Source organism: Streptomyces sp. CHD11, assembly GCF_018638295.1.
Lineage (GTDB): Bacteria > Actinomycetota > Actinomycetes > Streptomycetales > Streptomycetaceae > Streptomyces.
On sequence record NZ_JABTTS010000006.1, the window covers coordinates 84,648 to 101,618 of the forward strand.

A 16,971-nucleotide genomic window follows, 5' to 3' on the forward strand; every position below is an offset into this window, starting at 1 on the left:
AAGCGGCTCGACGCTCGGCTTTGTGCTCAATTCGTACAAGTCCTGGACATGTCCGATGGGTCATTTATCGCGAAAGCGACTCCCTTGTCCGGTCTTTTCCCAGCCATCCGTTTGCGCATGGCGAAAGCAAAGTTGATCACTTTGTTACGCCAAAGGGACCGGGTGGGAAGGGCGTGGTGCGCGGGATGGGGTGCTCATGAGGTCACACGGTGACGACGCCGGGACGTGCTCCAGGGTCGAGCCGTCGGCGTACAGGCGCTTCGAAGGGGCCAGTGCTTCGCTGTCCGGGCGCCCCGCGGCCTTGCCCCCCTGCGACCTGCGCGATGCTTGAATGCCCGGGTGACTGATTACGACGTGCTGCGTGTCTTCTGCGGCCCCCGCGGCGGGTACGGCAACGAGCTGGGTGTCGTCCGCAACGGGGCCGTGATGCCCGGGCGGGAGGAGCGGCAGGAGTTCGCCGCCACACTCGGTTTCAGCGAGACCGTGTTCGTCGACGACCCCGAGCGCGGGGTGATCGACATCTACACGCCCACCCTGCGGCTGCCCTTCGCCGGGCACCCGTGCGTCGGCACCGCCTGGCTGATCGACGTACCCGAACTCGTCGTCCCCGCCGGGGTGATGGGCGCCCGGCAGGACGGGGAGTTCTGCTGGATCGAGGCGCGGGCGGAGTGGGTGCCGCCGCGCACCCTGCGCCAGTACGCCACCGCCGCCGAGGTCGACGACCTGCCCGTGCCGCCGAAGGGTGAGTGGATCTACGCCTGGGCCTGGCTGGACGAGTCGGCCGGCCGGATCCGCGCCCGCGCCTTCCCCGGCCGCGGCGACGGCATCGACGAGGACGAGGCGACGGGTGCGGCGGCCCTCCTCCTCACCGACCGTCTCGGGCGCGCCCTCAACATCACCCAGGGCGCGGGCTCCCAGATCCTCACCGCACCCCAGCCGGAGGGCTGGACCGAGATCGGCGGCCGGGTCCACCTGGAACGCTGACAGGCGACACGGCGGGCAGGGCCGGTTCAGTCGGGCGCCACGGCCCGGCGCACGCTCTCACGCAGCAGCGTGCGCCGCTGCTCGTGCAGCTCAGCGGGTTCCCCGGCGGTCGCCGCGTAGACGTTGCTCACCGGCGACCAAGCCATGGACATGGCGATGACCAGAGCCATCACATCGAACGGATCGCCCTGGCGCAGCAGTCCCGCGGCCTGGGCCTCCGCGATGGCGCGCAGCTTGCCGTCGTCGAGACGGTCGTGGCCTTCGACCAGGTGGCCGGCCGGCCGGCGCTCCAGGCGCGCCCAGGTGGCCAGCCGGATGAGGTCGGGACGGCGGAGATACTCGTCGTAGAGGCGTACCGCCCAGTCGGCGAGGTCGGTGGCGTCGATGGGGACGACGTTCACGATCCGGTCCAGGGAGCCCAGGAAGATGGCGTCGAAAAGCCCGTCCTTGCTGCCGAAGTAGGCGTAGAGCTGGGCCTTGTTCGTGCGGGCGGCGGCCACGATCCGCTCGATGCGCGCTCCGGCGATCCCGTACTCGGCGAACTCCCGCGTCGCCACCTCGAGGATGCGCTGGTACGTCGCCGCTCCCCGAGCGGTCAGGGGTTGGTCAGCCATACCCGGCACACTACCAAACAGAACGGTTGGTTTGCCTTTGCGGGGGTGGTGCACCTACGGTCGAACAGACAGAACAGTCTGTTTGAGGAGGCGTGCTGTGCGAACGACAACCGGCTGGCAGGCGGACGGCCCGACGGCGCCACTGCGGCGCACCCCCCTGCGACGGCGCGACCTGCGCCCCGACGACCTGGCGGTCCGGGTCGACTACTGCGGCGTCTGCCACACCGACCTGCACGCCGTCCGCGACCACGACGGGGCGGCGGACCGTGCCCTGGTGCCGGGGCACGAGTTCACCGGCGTGGTGACCGAGGCGGGATCCGCCGTCACCCGCTTCTCCGCCGGTGACCCCGTCGCGGTCGGCAACATCGTCGACTCGTGCGGTGCGTGCCCCATGTGCCGGGCCGGCCAGGAGAACTTCTGCCACTCCTTCCCGACCCTGACCTACGGCGGTGCCGACCGGCACGACGGATCGACCACCCTGGGCGCCTACTCCCGCGAGTACGTCGTACGCGAAGGGTTCGCGCATCCGCTGCCCGCCGGCCTGGATCCCGCCGCCGCGGCGCCCCTGCTCTGCGCCGGGGTCACCGTCTGGGAGCCGCTGCACAGCCTGGGAGTGGGTCCCGGGACCCGTGTCGCGGTGGCGGGACTGGGCGGCCTCGGGCATCTCGCGGTCAAGTTCGCCGTGGCGCTGGGAGCCGACACCTCGGTCATCAGCCGCTCACCCGGCAAGGCCGACGACGCCCGCCGTCTCGGCGCCCAGGGCCTGGTCGTCTCCACGGACCCGGAACAGATGGCCGCCGCCCGCGACCGGTTCGACGTCGTGATCGACACCATCTCCGCCCCGCACGACCCCGGACCGTATCTGCGGCTGGTCGCCATGGACGGCACGCTCAGCCTCGTCGGACACCTCGGGACCGTCACCGTGGAAACCCTCGACCTGCTCGTGGGGCGCAAGAAGCTCAGCTCGGCGGGCAGCGGCGGCAGGCCCGCGACCGCGGCCATGCTGGACTTCTGCGCCGAGCACGGCGTCACCGCCGACATCGAACTGCTGCCCTCGGCACGGGTGAACGAGGCGCTCGACCGTCTCGGCCGCAACGACGTCCGCTACCGGTTCGTACTCGACCTGTCCGACCTGGACTGATGGACCGCCGAACCGCGCGCGGAGACGGAGCGCCAGCGGCTGCTGTGACGCGGGGCGGGTGTCAGGCGGACAGGGGGAACTCCTCGCCCAGGGCGCGGAAGAGGTCCGTGTTGAGGGAGAACGCGCGCTTGCACTCCGTCACGATGCGCTGCTTCTCCAGATCGTCCACCGGGAGCGCGTCCAGGAGTTCGCGGTAACCGCGCTTGAAGGCGGCCGGGTTGGAGATCTCCTCGAAGACGTAGAAGCGGACACCGTCGCCCTTGCGCTCGAAGCCCCAGGTCTTCTCCGCCTTGCCGCGGATGATCTGGCCGCCGGAGAGGTCGCCGAGGTAGCGGGTGTAGTGGTGGGCGATGTAGCCGGCCGGCCAGGTGCGGGCGCACTCGGCGACCCGGGCCGCGTACGCCTGTGTGGCGGGGAGGGCGGTCAGGGTGGAGCGCCAGTCGGGGCCGCGCAGGTGGGTCAGGTCCCGCTCCAGCGCGGCCAGCCGGAACAGCTCCGGCTGGATGAACGGGCCCGCCACCGGGTCCTGGGCCAGCTCCCGCGCGTCGGACTCCAGCGCCCCGTACACGAACCACAGCTGCTCGGTGTAGCGCGCGTACGCGTCCACGCCCAGCCGGCCGCCGAGCAGATCGCTCATGAACGTAGAGGTCTCCGCCTCCACATGCTGCTCGTGGGAGGCGGTGCGGATCAGGGTCGAGAAGGAGTCCATGGTCCGATCTTTATGGTTAGGCTTACCTAAGTCAATGCCTTGCCGACGGCTTGTCGGTAACCTCCCCGGCCCCGGGCCGGAACAAACGAGGGCCCGCCCCCGAGAGGAAGGAGAGCGGGCCGAGGACAAGGCGGCGGCGTCACGGCAAGGTGAGGATCTCCGCCCCCGTGTCCGTCACCACCAGGGTGTGCTCGAACTGCGCCGTGCGCCTGCGGTCCTTCGTCACGACCGTCCAGCCGTCGTCCCACAGGTCGTACTCGTGGGTGCCCAGCGTCAGCATCGGCTCGATGGTGAAGGTCATGCCCGGCTGGATCACCGTCGTGGCGTGCGGACTGTCGTAGTGCGGGACGATCAGGCCGGAGTGGAAGGCGGAGTTGATGCCGTGACCGGTGAAGTCACGGACCACCCCGTAGCCGAACCGCTTCGCGTACGACTCGATCACCCGGCCGATGATGTTGATCTGCCGGCCCGGCTTGACCGCCTTGATCGCACGGTTCAGCGACTCGCGGGTGCGTTCCACCAGCAGCCGGCTCTCCTCGTCCACGTCGCCGACCAGGTACGTCGCGTTGTTGTCGCCGTGCACCCCGCCGATGTACGCCGTCACGTCCAGGTTGACGATGTCGCCGTCGCGCAGCACCGTCGAGTCCGGGATGCCGTGGCAGATGACCTCGTTGACCGACGTGCACAGGGACTTCGGGAAACCGCGGTAGCCGAGCGTCGAGGGGTAGGCGCCGTGGTCGCACATGTACGCGTGCGCCACCCGGTCCAACTCGTCCGTGGTCACACCGGGCGCGATGAGTTTCGCGGCCTCCTCCATCGCCCGCGCCGCGATCCGGCCGGCGGTCCGCATCGCCTCGACCGTCTCGGGCGTCTGCACCTCCGGTCCTGTGTACGGCGTGGGGGCGGGCTTACCGACGTACTCCGGACGACGGATGTTCCCGGGCACGGAACGGGTGGGGGACAGTTCCCCCGGAACGAGCAGCGACTGGCCAGACATGCCGGCGAGTCTAATTCAGCGGGGATGGGGGACCATCTTCCTGGCCGGACGGTGACGAGACGGTGAGAGGAGACGGTCATGCCCCTGTTCAAGAAGCGGACGGCCGGGAAGCCGGGCGAGTGGTTCTACTGCCTGGAACACCAGAAGGTCGAGGAGGGTCCCGACTGCCCCGGCAAGGACCGCTTCGGGCCGTACGCGAGCCGCACCGAGGCCGAACGTGCCATGGAGACGGCCCGCGAGCGCAATCTCCAGTGGGAGAACGACGCCCAGTGGCACGACGCCCCGGTGGGTGAGCGGGACGACGACTGACGGCAGCGGGTCGGGGACGGACCACGGCTGCCGGAACGCGGGACCGGAGCCGCTGCCGGCGCGTCGGCGGCGGCGCGGTCAGCAGGTCGGCCGGCCCCGGCAGGTGATCCCGGAAGCGGCGAGGGCCCCGGCGGGCCGGCCGGGCGCCCTCGCCGGCCGCCGCGCTCACCAGGCGCGTCCTGCCCCCACCGCTCACATCTGGCCCAGCCGCTCGTCCCTGCCCCCAACCACTCACCTCCGTACCGGCGTTTGCGCGGAGTCCCCCTGCCCGGGGACACTGTCCGCTGACCGGTGACGGCGCCCACGCGGGACGGAAGGGGCGCCGCCACGGACGTAGAGTCGGCCCATGACCTCTACCGACAGCGCACAGCAGCCCGCGAAGACCCCCGCGAAGGCCCCGGCCAAGGATCCCTGGGACCTGCCCGACGTCTCCGGACTCGTCGTCGGCGTGCTCGGCGGCACCGGACCGCAGGGCAAGGGGCTCGCCTACCGGCTCGCCAGGGCCGGCCAGAAGGTGATCATCGGTTCCCGGGCCGCCGAGCGCGCCAGGTCCGCCGCCGGGGAACTCGGACACGGCGTCGAGGGCGCCGACAACGCCGAGACCGCCCGCCGCAGCGACATCGTGATCGTCGCCGTGCCCTGGGACGGCCACGGCAAGACGCTGGAGTCCCTGCGCGAGGAACTCACCGGCAAGCTCGTCGTCGACTGCGTCAATCCGCTCGGCTTCGACAAGCAGGGCGCCTACGCGCTCACGCCGGAGGAGGGCAGCGCCGCCCAGCAGGCCGCCGCGCTGCTTCCCGGCTCCCGGGTCACCGCCGCCTTCCACCATCTGTCGGCCGTACTGCTCCAGGACCCGGAGATCGACGAGATCGACACCGACGTGATGGTGCTCGGCGAGGTCCGCGCCGACGTGGAGATCGTGCAGGCGCTGGCCGGCCGCATCCCGGGCATGCGGGGCATCTTCGCCGGGCGTCTGCGCAATGCCCACCAGGTGGAGTCGCTGGTCGCCAACCTGATCTCCGTCAACCGGCGCTACAAGGCACACGCGGGGCTCCGCGTCACGGACGTATGAGGTGATGGGGGACACTGGAGGCCGCAGCAACGCCTGTAGCAGTGCCGGAAGCAGTGTCCCCCGACAGGAGCCCGCAGTCATGCCCCGCCTCGCCCTCTACGCTCTCGCCGTGTGCCTCCTCGCCGTCGCCGCGGCCGTCGTCTCCTTCGTGCGGGGCGACGCGTTCCTCGGCGTCGTCTGGATCCTGCTGGTAGGGCTGTCGTCCAACATGACCTGGTACTACCTCAAGCGGGGGCGGGCCGCGCGGGACGAGCACTCGATCACGGGCTGACCGAGCAGACGCCGTTCGTGTCGCTCCAGAAGCGGAACAGGTCGTAGCCGCAGTACGTCTCGATCTCGTGGATCCCCAGGGGCGCCAGCAGCGAGTCGACGGCGCCGAAGAACGCGCCGTTCACCTCGGGCACCCACAGCAGAGCGAACACGAACAGCAGACCGAACGGCGCGAACGGCTCCACCTGACGCCGGAAACCGTGCGACAGCCAGGGCTCGATCACCCCGTAGCCGTCCAGGCCGGGCACCGGCAGGAAGTTCAGGATCGCCGCCGTCACCTGGAGCAGGGCGAGGAAGGCCAGCGCGAACCGGAAGTCGGCCGGTACGCCGTCCAGCGCGTCCAGCCAGAACGGGGCCGTGCAGACAATCGCGAACAGCACGTTCGTCAGCGGTCCCGCCGCCGAGATCAGGCTGTGCCGCCACCGGCCCCGGATCCGGCCGCGCTCGATGAACACGGCACCGCCCGGCAGACCGATCCCGCCCATGATCACGAACACCACGGGGAGGACGATGCTCAGCAGGGCGTGGGTGTACTTCATCGGGTTCAGCGTGAGATAGCCCTTGGCGCCGATCGAGATGTCGCCGCTGTGCAGGGCGGTGCGCGCGTGCGCGTACTCGTGCAGACACAGGGTAACGATCCAGGCGGCCGTCACGAACAGGAACACCGCGAGGCCGGGCTGCTCGGCGAACCCGGTCCAGGTGGCCCACCCGGTGACCACCGTCACGGCCAGGATGCCCAGGAAGACCGGGCTGATCCTCCGGTCGCTGGGACGGGCGGCGGCGGTGGTCATGGGGCTCCCTGGACGGTCGGCCACGCGGAGACGCGCGGGGGCTGCCCGACGGTACCGGGCGCACGGGGAGAACGTCTCGCGCCGGCGACCGGTTCCATGGCGGGGGAGCACCGGGCCTGCCGCTCCGGGCTCGCGGTGCCCGGCCGGCGCTGCCCTCACCGACCGCGGCACCTCCCCGCCCCGCCGCCGCGCCACCCCGGCCGTCCCCGGCGCCCGCCGCGCCCCCCAACCGGACAGAATGGACCCCGTGCGCTATCGCATCCTCGGCACCACCCAGGCACTCCGTCCCGACGGCAGCGCCGTCCCCGTCGGCGGGGCGCGGCTGCGCGCGCTGCTGAGCGTGCTCGCCCTGCGGGCCGGTCGCACCGTCCCCGTGGCCGTACTGGTCGACGAGGTCTGGCGCGGTGATCCGCCGGCCGACGCCACCGGGGCGCTGCAGGCACTGGTCGGGCGGCTGCGCCGGGCGCTCGGCGCGGACGCCATCGCCTCCGCCCAAGGCGGCTACCGGCTGACCGCCGCTCCCGACGACGTCGACCTGCACCGTTTCGAGCGGCTGGCCGGGGAGGGGCTGCGCGCCCTGGCCGACGGCGACCCCGCGAAGGCGGCGACCGTGCTGGACGACGCCCTCGCCCTGTGGCACGGGCCCGTCCTGGCCGGGCTGCCCGACAGCACCGCGGAGGCGGCCCGCGTCGAGGCCCGGCACCTGGACGTGCTGCGCGGCCGGCACACCGCCGCCCTCGCTCTCGGGGAGGCCGAGCAGTCGTTGCCCGAGCTGACCGCCCTGTGCGACAGCCACCCGCTCGACGAACCCCTCCAGGCGCTGCGGCTGCGCGCCCTGCGGGACACCGGACGCACCGCCGAGGCGCTGGCCGCCTACGAGGAGGTACGACGGCTGCTCGCCGACCGGCTCGGCTCGTACCCCGGCGCCGAACTGCGCTCCCTCCACGCCGAGCTGCTGAAGCCCGGGCCGGCCGCACCGGGGAAGCCGAAGGGGGCGCCGCCCGGCAACCTGCGGGCCCGGCTGACCTCGTTCGTCGGCCGGGAGCGGGACATCGAGGCCATCCGCGCCGACCTCGCCGCCGCCCGGCTGGTCACACTCCTCGGACCGGGCGGGGCCGGCAAGACCCGGCTGTCCCAGGAGGCCGCCGAGACGCTGCGGCAGACCACGCCGGACGGGGTGTGGCTCGCAGAACTCGCCCCGGTCGACGACCCCGGCGCCGTCCCCGAGACCGTACTCACCGCCGTCGGTGCCCGCGAGACCGTGCTGTACGGAGCCGGCGCCGAGAGCATGCGGGCCGTCACCGACCGGCACGCCGACCCCGTGGAGCGACTCGCCGAGCACTGCGGCCCCCGCCGCATGCTGCTGATCCTCGACAACTGCGAGCACGTGGTCGAGGCCGCCGCCCACCTCGTCGAGGCGCTGCTGGAACGCTGCCCCGGCCTCACCGTGCTCGCCACCAGCCGTGAACCCCTGGGCGTGCGAGGGGAGTCGCTGCGCCCGGTGGAGCCGCTGCCGGAGCCGGTCGCCCTGCGGCTGCTCGCCGACCGCGGCGCTGCCGCCCGCCCCGGCTTCCGCACCGACGCCGACGAGGACACCGCGGCGGCCTGCGCGGAGATCTGCCGACGCCTCGACGGACTGCCGCTCGCCATCGAACTCGCCGCCGCCCGGCTGCGGATGCTCACCCCGCGTCAGATCGCCGACCGGCTCGACGACCGCTTCCGGCTGCTCACCTCCGGCAGCCGTACCGTCCTGCCCAGGCAGCAGACCCTGCGGGCCGTCGTCGACTGGTCCTGGGACCTGCTCGACGAGGACGAACGCGACGTACTGGGCCGCCTGTCGGTCTTCTCGGGCGGCTGCGACCTCGCCGCCGCCGAGGCCGTCTGCGGACCGGCCGCGTTCGACACGCTCGGCTCCCTCGTGGACAAGTCCCTTGTCGTGGCCGCCCCTTCGGGGGACGGCGGGATGCGCTACCGGCTCCTGGAGACCGTCGCCGAGTACGCCGGCGAGCGGCTGGAGGAATCCGGCCGGCGCCCTGACGCGGAGCGGGCGCATCTGACGTACTACCGCGAACTCGTGCGCACCACCGAACCGATGCTGCGCGGCTTCGACCAGCAGGTCGCCATCGCCCTGCTGGAGCGGGATTACGAGAACGTGCGCACCGCCCTGCGGCACGCCCTCGCCCTGCGCGACGAGCAGGAGGCACTCTGCATCACCCTGTCGCTCACCTGGTACTGGCAGATGCGTGATCTGCGCATCGAGGCCCGCCACTGGTGCGCCGAGGTCATGATCCTCGGCCCGGACCCGTTCACCGAACCGATGCGGCCCGCCGCCCCGCTCTGGCAGCGCTGCACCGACGATCCGCCGCCCATGACCGGCGAGGTCCTCGCCGAGGCCCGGCGAGGGGTGCACCTGACCCACATGGCCCACATGGACAGCGCACTGGACGACTGGCAGACCCCGCAGGCACAGCACAAGCTGCGCCTCGTCGGCGCGACGTACGAACCGGGGATGCCGCAGACCTGTCGCCCGCCCGGCCTGCTCTGGGTGTTCGCGGCGATGCTGACCGGTGACGTGGAGCGGCTGCATCACGTGGTCGACGCGGCGATCCGTACCTGCCGGGAGAACCCCGGGTTCGCGTGGGAGCTGGCCTCCAACCTCCAGCTGCGCGCCAACTTCCTGGCCAACCGCAGCGACGGGGCCGATGACGCCCGCCGTGCCGCCGACGAGGCCCTGGAGATCCACCGCAGGCTCGGTGACGCCTGGGGCGTCGCCGAGGCGCTCGCCGCGCGCGGCGAGGCCCGCGAGCGGGCCGGCGCGTACGAGGACGCCGCCGCGGACTTCGAGGCGGCGATCGAGTACGCCGACCGCCTGGGCGCCCGCACCCACGTCGCCGTGCTCACCGCGCGGCTGGGCAGTGCCCTGCTGGAGGCGGGCGACCCGGAGCGCGGTGAGCGCCTGCTGCGCGAGGTCATCGAGGACTCCAAGGGCCGGCACACCGAGGCCCTGCCCGCCGCCCGGCTCTTCCTGACCGGCTGGCTCTGCGCGACGGGGCGCACGGCGGAGGCGCGGGAGCAGCTGCACGTCCTGCGCGAGGAGTTCCGCATCGCGCACTACGTCGTCTTCGAGGCGTTCATCCTCGGTGCCGAGGGCTATCTGGAGGTGGCCGAGGGCAACGACGAGCGGGCGCTGGCCGTCCTCCGCGAGGCGATCCGGCGGGCGGGTGATCCGCTGTCCACCGCCATGGCACCTTATATGCGTGCCGCGTACCTCACCCTCGGCGCCGTCGCCCTCGCCGGACTCGGCGGCGGGCGGCACGCCCGGGACGCGGCCCGCTGCGTCGGCGCCGCCGACTCGTGGCTGCCGCCGGGACACCATGCCACGCTCGTGGAGCGCGAGGTGCGCGAACGCGCCGAGGCGCGTGCCCGGGCGGCGCTCGGCGACACGGCGTACGAGACCGCGTACGCCGAGGGCGACGGCCTCGGCGTGGAGGAGGCCGCCGCCCTGCTCGGACCGGAGTGATCAGGTCTTCGTACGGAACTTGTGGATCGCGACCGGGGCCATCACCACGGTGATCCCCACCGACCAGGCCAGCGTCGTCCACAGGTCCTGCGCGACCGGGCCACCCACCATCAGCCCGCGTGCGGCGTCGGCCAGCGAGGAGAGCGGGTTGTAGTCGGTGAAGCTCTGCAGCCAGCCCGGCATCGACTGCGGCGGCGCGAAGATGGACGAACCGAACTGCAGCGGCATCAGCACCAGGAAGCCCATCGCCTGCACGGACTGGGCGTTCTTCAGTACCACCCCCAGCGTGAGGAAGATCCACATCAGTGCCGATCCGAATACCGCGGAGAGCCCGACAGCCGCGAGCAGCCCCGGCCAGTCGGTGATGTCGAAACCGACGAGCACCCCGACGACCATCAGGATGCCCGTGGCGATCAGCATCCGCATCATCTCGACCGAGATCTTGGCGAACAGTACCGAGCCCCGCCCGATCGGCAGCGACCGGAAGCGGTCCATGACGCCGGTGTTGAAGTCCTGGTTGAACCCCGTGCCCACCCCCATGGCCATGTTCATGCCCATCATGGCCATGAGTCCGGGCACGATGTACTGCACGTACGCCTCCTGACCGCCGCCCAGCGCCTGCCCGATCGAGCCGCCGAAGACGTACACGAACAGCAGGGTGAAGACGATCGGGAACAGCACGGCGTCGAACATCGACTCCGGGTCCTGCCGGATCCACAGCAGGTTGCGGCGTACCAGAGCCCCGGTGTGCCGCAGATGGGAACGCGGTGAGATGCGCCCGTCCGCGCGGAGACCGGACCCGGCGGTGGTGGTGTCGGTGGTGGCGGTGGCAGCGCTCATACGGCGATGACCTCCTCGTGGGTGTCGGCCGCGGGCGCGGCGTCCTGCGGGGCGCTGGGACGGTGACCGGTGAGGGACAGGAACACCTCGTCCAGGCTGGGCAGTTCGGTGGAGATGGAGCTGAGGGTGATCCCGCGCGCGGTGACCGCGCCGACCACGGCGGTCAGCTGCTCGTCACTCAGCACCGGCACGAGCACCACGCCCCGCTCGGTGTCCACGGTGGTGGTGGCGAGCCCGGTGATGCCCAGCGCGTCGAGCGCCTCGGCCAGTGGACGCAGCCGCAGCGGGTCGGCCGGGCGGATCCGCAGGGTGCGGCCGCCGACCTTGGCCTTCAGCTCCTCGATACCGCCGCTCGCGATGACCTGACCCCGGTCCACGACGGTCAGCTCGGAGGCGAGCTGCTCGGCCTCCTCCATGTACTGGGTGGTCAGCAGCACCGTCACCCCGTCCCCGACCAGCCGCCGGACCTCGGCCCACACCTCGTTGCGGGTACGGGGGTCAAGCCCCGTGGTCGGCTCGTCCAGGAACAGCACGGCCGGCCGGCCGATCATCGAGGCGGCCAGGTCGAGGCGGCGCCGCATACCGCCGGAGTACGTGGCCGCCGGGCGCCGGGCCGCCTCGGTGAGCGAGAACCGCTCAAGCAGCGCGTCGGCGCGGGCCCGGGCCTCCTTGCGGGGCAGGTCGAGCAGCCGCCCGATCAGATACAGGTTCTCCCAGCCCGCGAGCTTCTCGTCCACGGAGGCGTACTGCCCGGTCAGGCCGATCACCCGGCGCAGTTGCCGGGGCTCGCGGAGCACGTCGTACCCGGCGACGGTGGCGTGTCCCGCCGTCGGGGCGAGCAGCGTGGACAGAATCCGTACCAGCGTGGTCTTCCCGGCCCCGTTCGGTCCGAGCACCCCCATCACGGTGCCTTCCCGTACCTCCAGGTCGACCCCGTCCAGCGCCTTGGTCTCCCCGTAGTGCTTGACCAGCCCCCGCACGGAAACGGCGCTCCCCGTGCCTCCCGATTGCATGTCGTTTCGCGTCATGCCAATGACCCTGCCAGCCCTCACCGACAAACCACCGATAGACCATCGCCCCCCACCGACACCGCTCCCACCGATGCCGCTCCCCACCGACACCGCTGAGCGCCGGGCTGCGCAGACACCCCCAGGCCCCACCCACGCACGGCGACGAGCGAGACGCCCACCCGCCCAGCCCCGCCGCACGTGAGCCGGCACACATGAGCCGGCACACATGAGCAGGCACACGTGAGCCGGCCCTGTCGACGGGGGAATCGACAGGGCCGGCAGATGGTGCCGCGATGGCTCAGTGGCAGCGACGCCGCTCAGTGCACGGAGTGCGCCTCCTCCGGGAACGTCCCGCCCACCACATCCTCGGCGAACGCCTTGGCCGCCCCGCTCATGACCTCACGCAGGTCCGCGTACCGCTTCACGAACTTTGGCACCCGCCCCCCGGTCAGCCCCAGCATGTCGGTCCACACCAACACCTGCGCGTCCGTTCGGGCGCCCGCCCCGATACCGACCGTGGGAATCTGCAGCACCCGCGTCACCTCGGCCGCCAGCTCCGCCGGAACCAGCTCCAGCACCACCGCGAACGCCCCCGCGTCCTGCACGGCCTTCGCGTCCCGCAGCAGCTGCTGCGCCGCTTCCTCGCCGCGCCCCTGCACGCGGTAGCCCATCGCGTTCACCGACTGCGGGGTCAGCCCGATATGGGCCATCACGGGGATCCCGGACTCCACCAGCAGCTCGATCTGCCGGTGCGACCGCTCGCCGCCCTCCAGCTTCACCGCACCCACACCGGCCTCCTTGACCAGCCGGGTCGCCGAGCGCAGCGCCTGCACCGGACCCTCCTGGTAGGCGCCGAAGGGCAGGTCGCCCACGATCAGGGCGCGCGAGGTACCGCGGACCACCGCGGCCGACAGCATGGTCATCTCGTCGAGGGTGACGGGCACGGTGGTCTCGTACCCGAGGTGGCAGTTGCCCGCGGAGTCGCCGACGAGCATGACCGGGATACCGGCCTCGTCGAACACGGACGCGGTCATCGCGTCGTACGCGGTGAGCATCGGCCACTTCTCACCGCGCTCCTTGGCTGCGGCGATGTCACGGACAGTGATGCGGCGTGTGCCCTTGCCCCCGTACAGCGTTTTGCCGTCGGAGGAGGAGCCGGGTGTCACCCCGGCCCGGGCAGCGGAAAGCTGCGTCATGGAGCTGTCTCCCAACACGTCATCTCGAGGCGCCCTGACGGCGTCCCCGGACCACCTCCATGGTGGCACTTCGACCGGACGAGGGCCAGAGGCAGGCCCGTGCGCCGCCCCCGGACGCTCTGTGAGCTGCGCCCCAGTGCACCCCTCGCCCGGCCCGCACACGCCCCCCGCCCGTCCGCGGTCACATCGAGGACGAGCTCGTCGTGCTGCCGCCCGGCGTCCGGCACGCCGCCGGGGAGTCCATCGAGGCGTTCCTGCACGCGACGCACGTCACGTCCCTGTGGGGAGCGGGCGTCGCCGTGCTGGGCGCGGTCCTCGTCGCCGTGTACCTGCCCGGCCGTACGGTCACGCCCGAACGGCACGACAGGGGCGAGGAGTTGATCTCGACGGCGGACTGAGATCCCTGGGCGGGCCGGGCGTTGCCCGCCCGCCGGGGCCCACACGCGCCGCCGGACCTCAGAACCCGCACTTCCCGGCACCCCCGTGCGCGACGGCCTGGGCACTCTCCCGCGGGCCCGCGCCCCGTCAGCACCCGAGCGCGATGTGCGCGTTTCGTCACAGAGGCCGCTCCCGCCGCTCCCGCCCGGAACTCCCCGGGCGCCCGCGTACGTCCTTGCCCCCGTACGGCCGCCGGGGGCGGCGAGAACGGAGCCGATCATCCCCTAGGGTCTTAACCACACGGGGCGACGGTGTGCACAGCGGGTTGTGAGGCAACGGTATGGCGCAGCAGGCGTACATGACGGAGACGGACGGCGGAGGCTCGGAGCCCGAGCGCCCGGTTTCCCGGCTTCGGCGCCTGCTGGACGGTGTGAGCAGGGGCTGGCGGGGCGACCGCCGTATCTGGCGCCGGGGTCTGGTTCTCGCCGTCTGCGCGGGTCTGCTGGCCCTGGTCATGCTGGCCCACTCCCGCATCCCGAACGCTGTCGGCAACCTGGGCAGCCTGATCGAGACGTTCCTGCCGTGGCTGGGCCTGTTCATCCCGGTCCTGCTGCTGCTCGCGCTGGTCCGCAAGTCGGCGACGGCGCTGATCGCGACGATCCTGCCGGCGGCCGTCTGGATGAACCTCTTCGGCGGTCTGCTCGGGGACAAGAACGAGCCCGGCGGCGACCTGACGGTGGTCACGCACAACGTCAACGCCGACAACCCGGATCCCTCGCGCACGGCCCGGGAGGTGGCCGCCTCGGGCGCGGACGTCCTGGCCCTGGAGGAACTGAAGGCGTCGAAGGTGTCCGCCTACGCATCGGCGCTGGCACCGACGTACCGGCATCACGCGGTGGTGGGGACCGTCGGCCTGTGGAGCAAGTATCCGCTGAGTGACGTGAAGGCGGTGGACATCCGTCTCGGCTGGAAGCGCGCGATGCGCGCCACGGTCGCCGCGCCCGCCGGCCGGGTCGCGGTCTACGTCGCCCATCTTCCCTCGGTGCGCGTGAAGATGGAGGCCGGCTTCACGGCCCGCCAGCGCGACAAGAGCGCCGACGCGCTGGGGGAGGCCATCTCCGGCGAACGCCTGGAGAACATCGTCCTGCTCGGCGACCTGAACGGCACGATGAACGACCGGGCCCTGAACGCCGTCACCTCCCAGATGCGCTCCACCCAGGGCGCCGTGGGCAGCGGCTTCGGCTTCAGCTGGCCGGCCTCGTTCCCGATGGCGCGGATCGACCAGATCCTGGTGAGGGGAGCCGAGCCGGAAAGCTCCTGGACCCTCCCGGCCACGGCGAGCGACCATCTCCCCGTCGCGGCCCGCCTGAAGCTCGCCAAGCCCTCGGACTGACGCCGGCCGTGCTGCCGGTCCTTCACCCGCGCCGGGCGGGGCCGGGGGCCGCCGCGTGGACGGCCCCCGGGTGTGTCAGCTCGCGTACGTCTCGAACTCGGCGACCCTCGGGGTGCCGGACGCGCTGGTGATCTCGAACGTGATCTTCTTCAGCGAGGTCGCGGGGAAGCTGATGACGCCCGCTCCGTTGCCCGAGGCCAGGACGGCTCCGGTGTCGTGGTCGATGACACGGTAGGAGCCGATGGCGCCCGTCGCGCCCGACGCCTCACGGATGTCGACCTTGGAGACCGTGGTGGCGGAGCTCCACTTGACCGAGATGGAACCGGTCGAGCCGGACGGCGACCAGTAGGTGCTCATGCTGCCGTCACGCACGTTGCCGTAACTGGTGCCGCCGGCCTTGGAGGAACCGTCGGCGCCCGCCCCGAGACTGAGGTTGGTACCGGCGGGAGGGTCGGTCGGGCCCGGGTCCGGGTCGGTGGGGCCGGGGTCCGGGTCCGTCGGGCCGGGGTCGGTCGGGTCCGGATTCTGCGGGGTGCAGCTCCCGTCCGAGACCCTCAGGCCCTTGTCCGCGCCGGCCGTCTGACCGACCACGCCCGGTACGCAGCCGGCCGCGTCGAGGGTGTAGGCGTACGGAATGCCCACCGAGGTGTTCGACCTCGGGTCCGGACCGGCCGGGTTGGTGTCGCCACTGCGCGAGGACCAGGTCACGTTGTCGAAGATGTTGCCGCTGACCTGCCAGTAGCCGGCCTCGCTGGTGTAGAAGGTGCCGAGGACGTCCTTGGAGTCCTCGAAGTAGTTGTTGTCCACCTTCGCGCGGGCACCGGCCCGGGAGTTGATCCCGGACTCGTTCAGGTTCCTGTAGTGGTTGTTGTACATGTGCGCGACGCCGCCGCGCAGCAGGGGCGTACGGGAGTCGATGTTCTCGTACAGGTTGTGGTGGAACGTGATGTGGCTGTTGGACCGGTCGCTCTCGCTGGAGCCGACGAGACCGCCGCGGCCGGAGTTGCGCAGAGTGCTGTAGGACAGCGTCACGTACTGGGTGTTGTCCTTCATGTCGAACAGGCCGTCGTAGCCCGCCGACTCACCGCCGGACGCCTCGAGGGTGGTGTGGTCGACCCAGACGTTGCGGACATCGCTCTCCATGCCGATGGCGTCTCCGCCGTTGGACGTGGGCGAGCCGGACTTCCTGACGTTCCTGACGGTCACGTTCTGGATGATGATGTTGCTGGACTCGCGTATGTGGATGCCCAGTTGGTCGAAGACGGCACCTTTGCCCACACCGACGACGGTGACGTTGCTGATCTGCTTCAGCTCGATCTTGTCGGCGGCGGTGTTGCAGCTGCCGCCCGACACCTTGGTGGTGTTCCCGTGGTTGATGGTGCCCTCGACCTGGATGACGATCGGGGTGGAGCTGTCGGCCCGGCCGCACAGGGCCTGGTGGATCGCGGTGCCGGTGGTGGCGCGGACCGTCCGGCCGCCCGCGCCGCCGGTGGTCCCGCCGTTCTGGGTGGCGTAGCCGGTGACACCGCCCGTCGCGGCGGACGCGGTGGATGTGGACAGCGCCACCGTGGAAGCGGCCGCGAGGGCTCCCGTGGCCAGTAACGCGGAGAGTCGTACGGCGACTGATCGTTCCATGCTCGCCTCGCCTTTCGTCCTCTGAGTCAGCATGTGTGTCATGGGCATGACATTGAGACCGACGGGAGGGGGCGGGGTGGGGCCGGACCCCTCGGTGAGAAAGCGCTTTCTT

At 71.7% G+C, this 16,971-nt stretch carries 15 protein-coding genes and 1 pseudogene; 8 read left to right on the forward strand and 8 right to left on the reverse strand.

Annotated elements, in window-relative coordinates; genetic code table 11:
• Window positions 1-339 precede the first annotated feature (339 nt).
• A complete protein-coding gene (locus tag HTV45_RS08145; RefSeq protein WP_215204965.1) occupies window positions 340-984 on the forward strand; it encodes a PhzF family phenazine biosynthesis protein in 645 nt (214 codons plus the stop codon).
• Between the two features lie 26 nt (window positions 985-1,010).
• Here the strand turns inward: HTV45_RS08145 and HTV45_RS08150 are convergent, their stop codons facing one another.
• On the reverse strand, window positions 1,011-1,598 hold the full coding sequence (locus tag HTV45_RS08150; RefSeq protein ID WP_215204966.1) for a TetR family transcriptional regulator: 588 nt from the start codon (window positions 1,596-1,598) through the stop codon (window positions 1,011-1,013).
• A 97-nt stretch (window positions 1,599-1,695) separates the two neighbouring features.
• On the opposite strand from HTV45_RS08150, the gene HTV45_RS08155 reads away from it, so the two are divergent.
• Window positions 1,696-2,739 (forward strand): NAD(P)-dependent alcohol dehydrogenase, encoded by a 1,044-nt coding sequence (locus HTV45_RS08155; protein ID WP_215204967.1) that lies wholly within the window; start codon window positions 1,696-1,698, stop codon window positions 2,737-2,739.
• 61 nt (window positions 2,740-2,800) lie between these two features.
• Here HTV45_RS08155 and HTV45_RS08160 read toward each other — a convergent pair whose 3' ends face one another.
• The gene (locus HTV45_RS08160; RefSeq protein ID WP_215204968.1) at window positions 2,801-3,448 is read right to left on the reverse strand and encodes a heme oxygenase (biliverdin-producing); all 648 of its coding nucleotides are present in this window, start codon (window positions 3,446-3,448) and stop codon (window positions 2,801-2,803) included.
• A 139-nt stretch (window positions 3,449-3,587) separates the two neighbouring features.
• On the reverse strand, window positions 3,588-4,445 hold the full coding sequence (gene map / locus HTV45_RS08165; RefSeq protein ID WP_215204969.1) for a type I methionyl aminopeptidase: 858 nt from the start codon (window positions 4,443-4,445) through the stop codon (window positions 3,588-3,590).
• Between the two features lie 78 nt (window positions 4,446-4,523).
• Between map and HTV45_RS08170 the strand changes: the two genes are divergently transcribed.
• The 3 genes from HTV45_RS08170 (at window position 4,524) to HTV45_RS08180 (ending at window position 6,097) form a co-directional block, all read left to right on the forward strand.
• The gene (locus HTV45_RS08170) at window positions 4,524-4,754 is read left to right on the forward strand and encodes a hypothetical protein (protein ID WP_215204970.1); all 231 of its coding nucleotides are present in this window, start codon (window positions 4,524-4,526) and stop codon (window positions 4,752-4,754) included.
• Window positions 4,755-5,100: 346 nt separating this feature from the next.
• The gene (gene npdG / locus HTV45_RS08175) at window positions 5,101-5,826 is read left to right on the forward strand and encodes an NADPH-dependent F420 reductase (RefSeq protein WP_215204971.1); all 726 of its coding nucleotides are present in this window, start codon (window positions 5,101-5,103) and stop codon (window positions 5,824-5,826) included.
• 4 nt (window positions 5,827-5,830) lie between these two features.
• Entirely contained in the window at window positions 5,831-6,097 is a 267-nt protein-coding gene (locus HTV45_RS08180; protein WP_215204972.1) for a hypothetical protein, read from the forward strand.
• Here the strand turns inward: HTV45_RS08180 and HTV45_RS08185 are convergent.
• Window positions 6,087-6,887 (reverse strand): site-2 protease family protein, encoded by an 801-nt coding sequence (locus HTV45_RS08185; RefSeq protein ID WP_215204973.1) that lies wholly within the window; start codon window positions 6,885-6,887, stop codon window positions 6,087-6,089. The genes HTV45_RS08180 and HTV45_RS08185 overlap by 11 nt on opposite strands.
• Window positions 6,888-7,125: 238 nt before the next feature.
• Here HTV45_RS08185 and HTV45_RS08190 point away from each other — a divergent pair, with 238 nt between their 5' ends.
• Window positions 7,126-10,407, forward strand: coding sequence for a BTAD domain-containing putative transcriptional regulator (locus tag HTV45_RS08190; RefSeq protein WP_215204974.1), 3,282 nt, complete (start codon window positions 7,126-7,128; stop codon window positions 10,405-10,407).
• Here the strand turns inward: HTV45_RS08190 and HTV45_RS08195 are convergent, their stop codons facing one another.
• The 3 genes from HTV45_RS08195 to panB form a co-directional block, all read right to left on the reverse strand.
• Window positions 10,408-11,247 carry an ABC transporter permease gene (locus HTV45_RS08195; protein WP_215204975.1) on the reverse strand — a complete coding sequence of 280 codons (840 nt, stop codon included), beginning with the start codon at window positions 11,245-11,247 and terminating at the stop codon, window positions 10,408-10,410.
• Window positions 11,244-12,275: an ATP-binding cassette domain-containing protein gene (locus HTV45_RS08200; RefSeq protein WP_215204976.1), complete on the reverse strand. Its 1,032-nt coding sequence runs from the start codon at window positions 12,273-12,275 to the stop codon at window positions 11,244-11,246. The genes HTV45_RS08195 and HTV45_RS08200 overlap by 4 nt, the downstream gene beginning before the upstream one ends.
• Window positions 12,276-12,574: 299 nt before the next feature.
• Window positions 12,575-13,453 (reverse strand): 3-methyl-2-oxobutanoate hydroxymethyltransferase, encoded by an 879-nt coding sequence (gene panB, locus HTV45_RS08205; protein WP_215204977.1) that lies wholly within the window; start codon window positions 13,451-13,453, stop codon window positions 12,575-12,577.
• Between the two features lie 185 nt (window positions 13,454-13,638).
• Here panB and HTV45_RS08210 point away from each other — a divergent pair.
• Window positions 13,639-13,851, forward strand: a pseudogene (locus HTV45_RS08210) (MFS transporter); the annotation flags it as partial.
• Between the two features lie 320 nt (window positions 13,852-14,171).
• Entirely contained in the window at window positions 14,172-15,224 is a 1,053-nt protein-coding gene (locus HTV45_RS08215) for an endonuclease/exonuclease/phosphatase family protein (RefSeq protein WP_215204978.1), read from the forward strand.
• Between the two features lie 75 nt (window positions 15,225-15,299).
• Here HTV45_RS08215 and HTV45_RS08220 read toward each other — a convergent pair whose 3' ends face one another.
• Window positions 15,300-16,859 carry a polysaccharide lyase family 1 protein gene (locus tag HTV45_RS08220; protein WP_215204979.1) on the reverse strand — a complete coding sequence of 520 codons (1,560 nt, stop codon included), beginning with the start codon at window positions 16,857-16,859 and terminating at the stop codon, window positions 15,300-15,302.
• Window positions 16,860-16,971 lie beyond the last annotated feature (112 nt).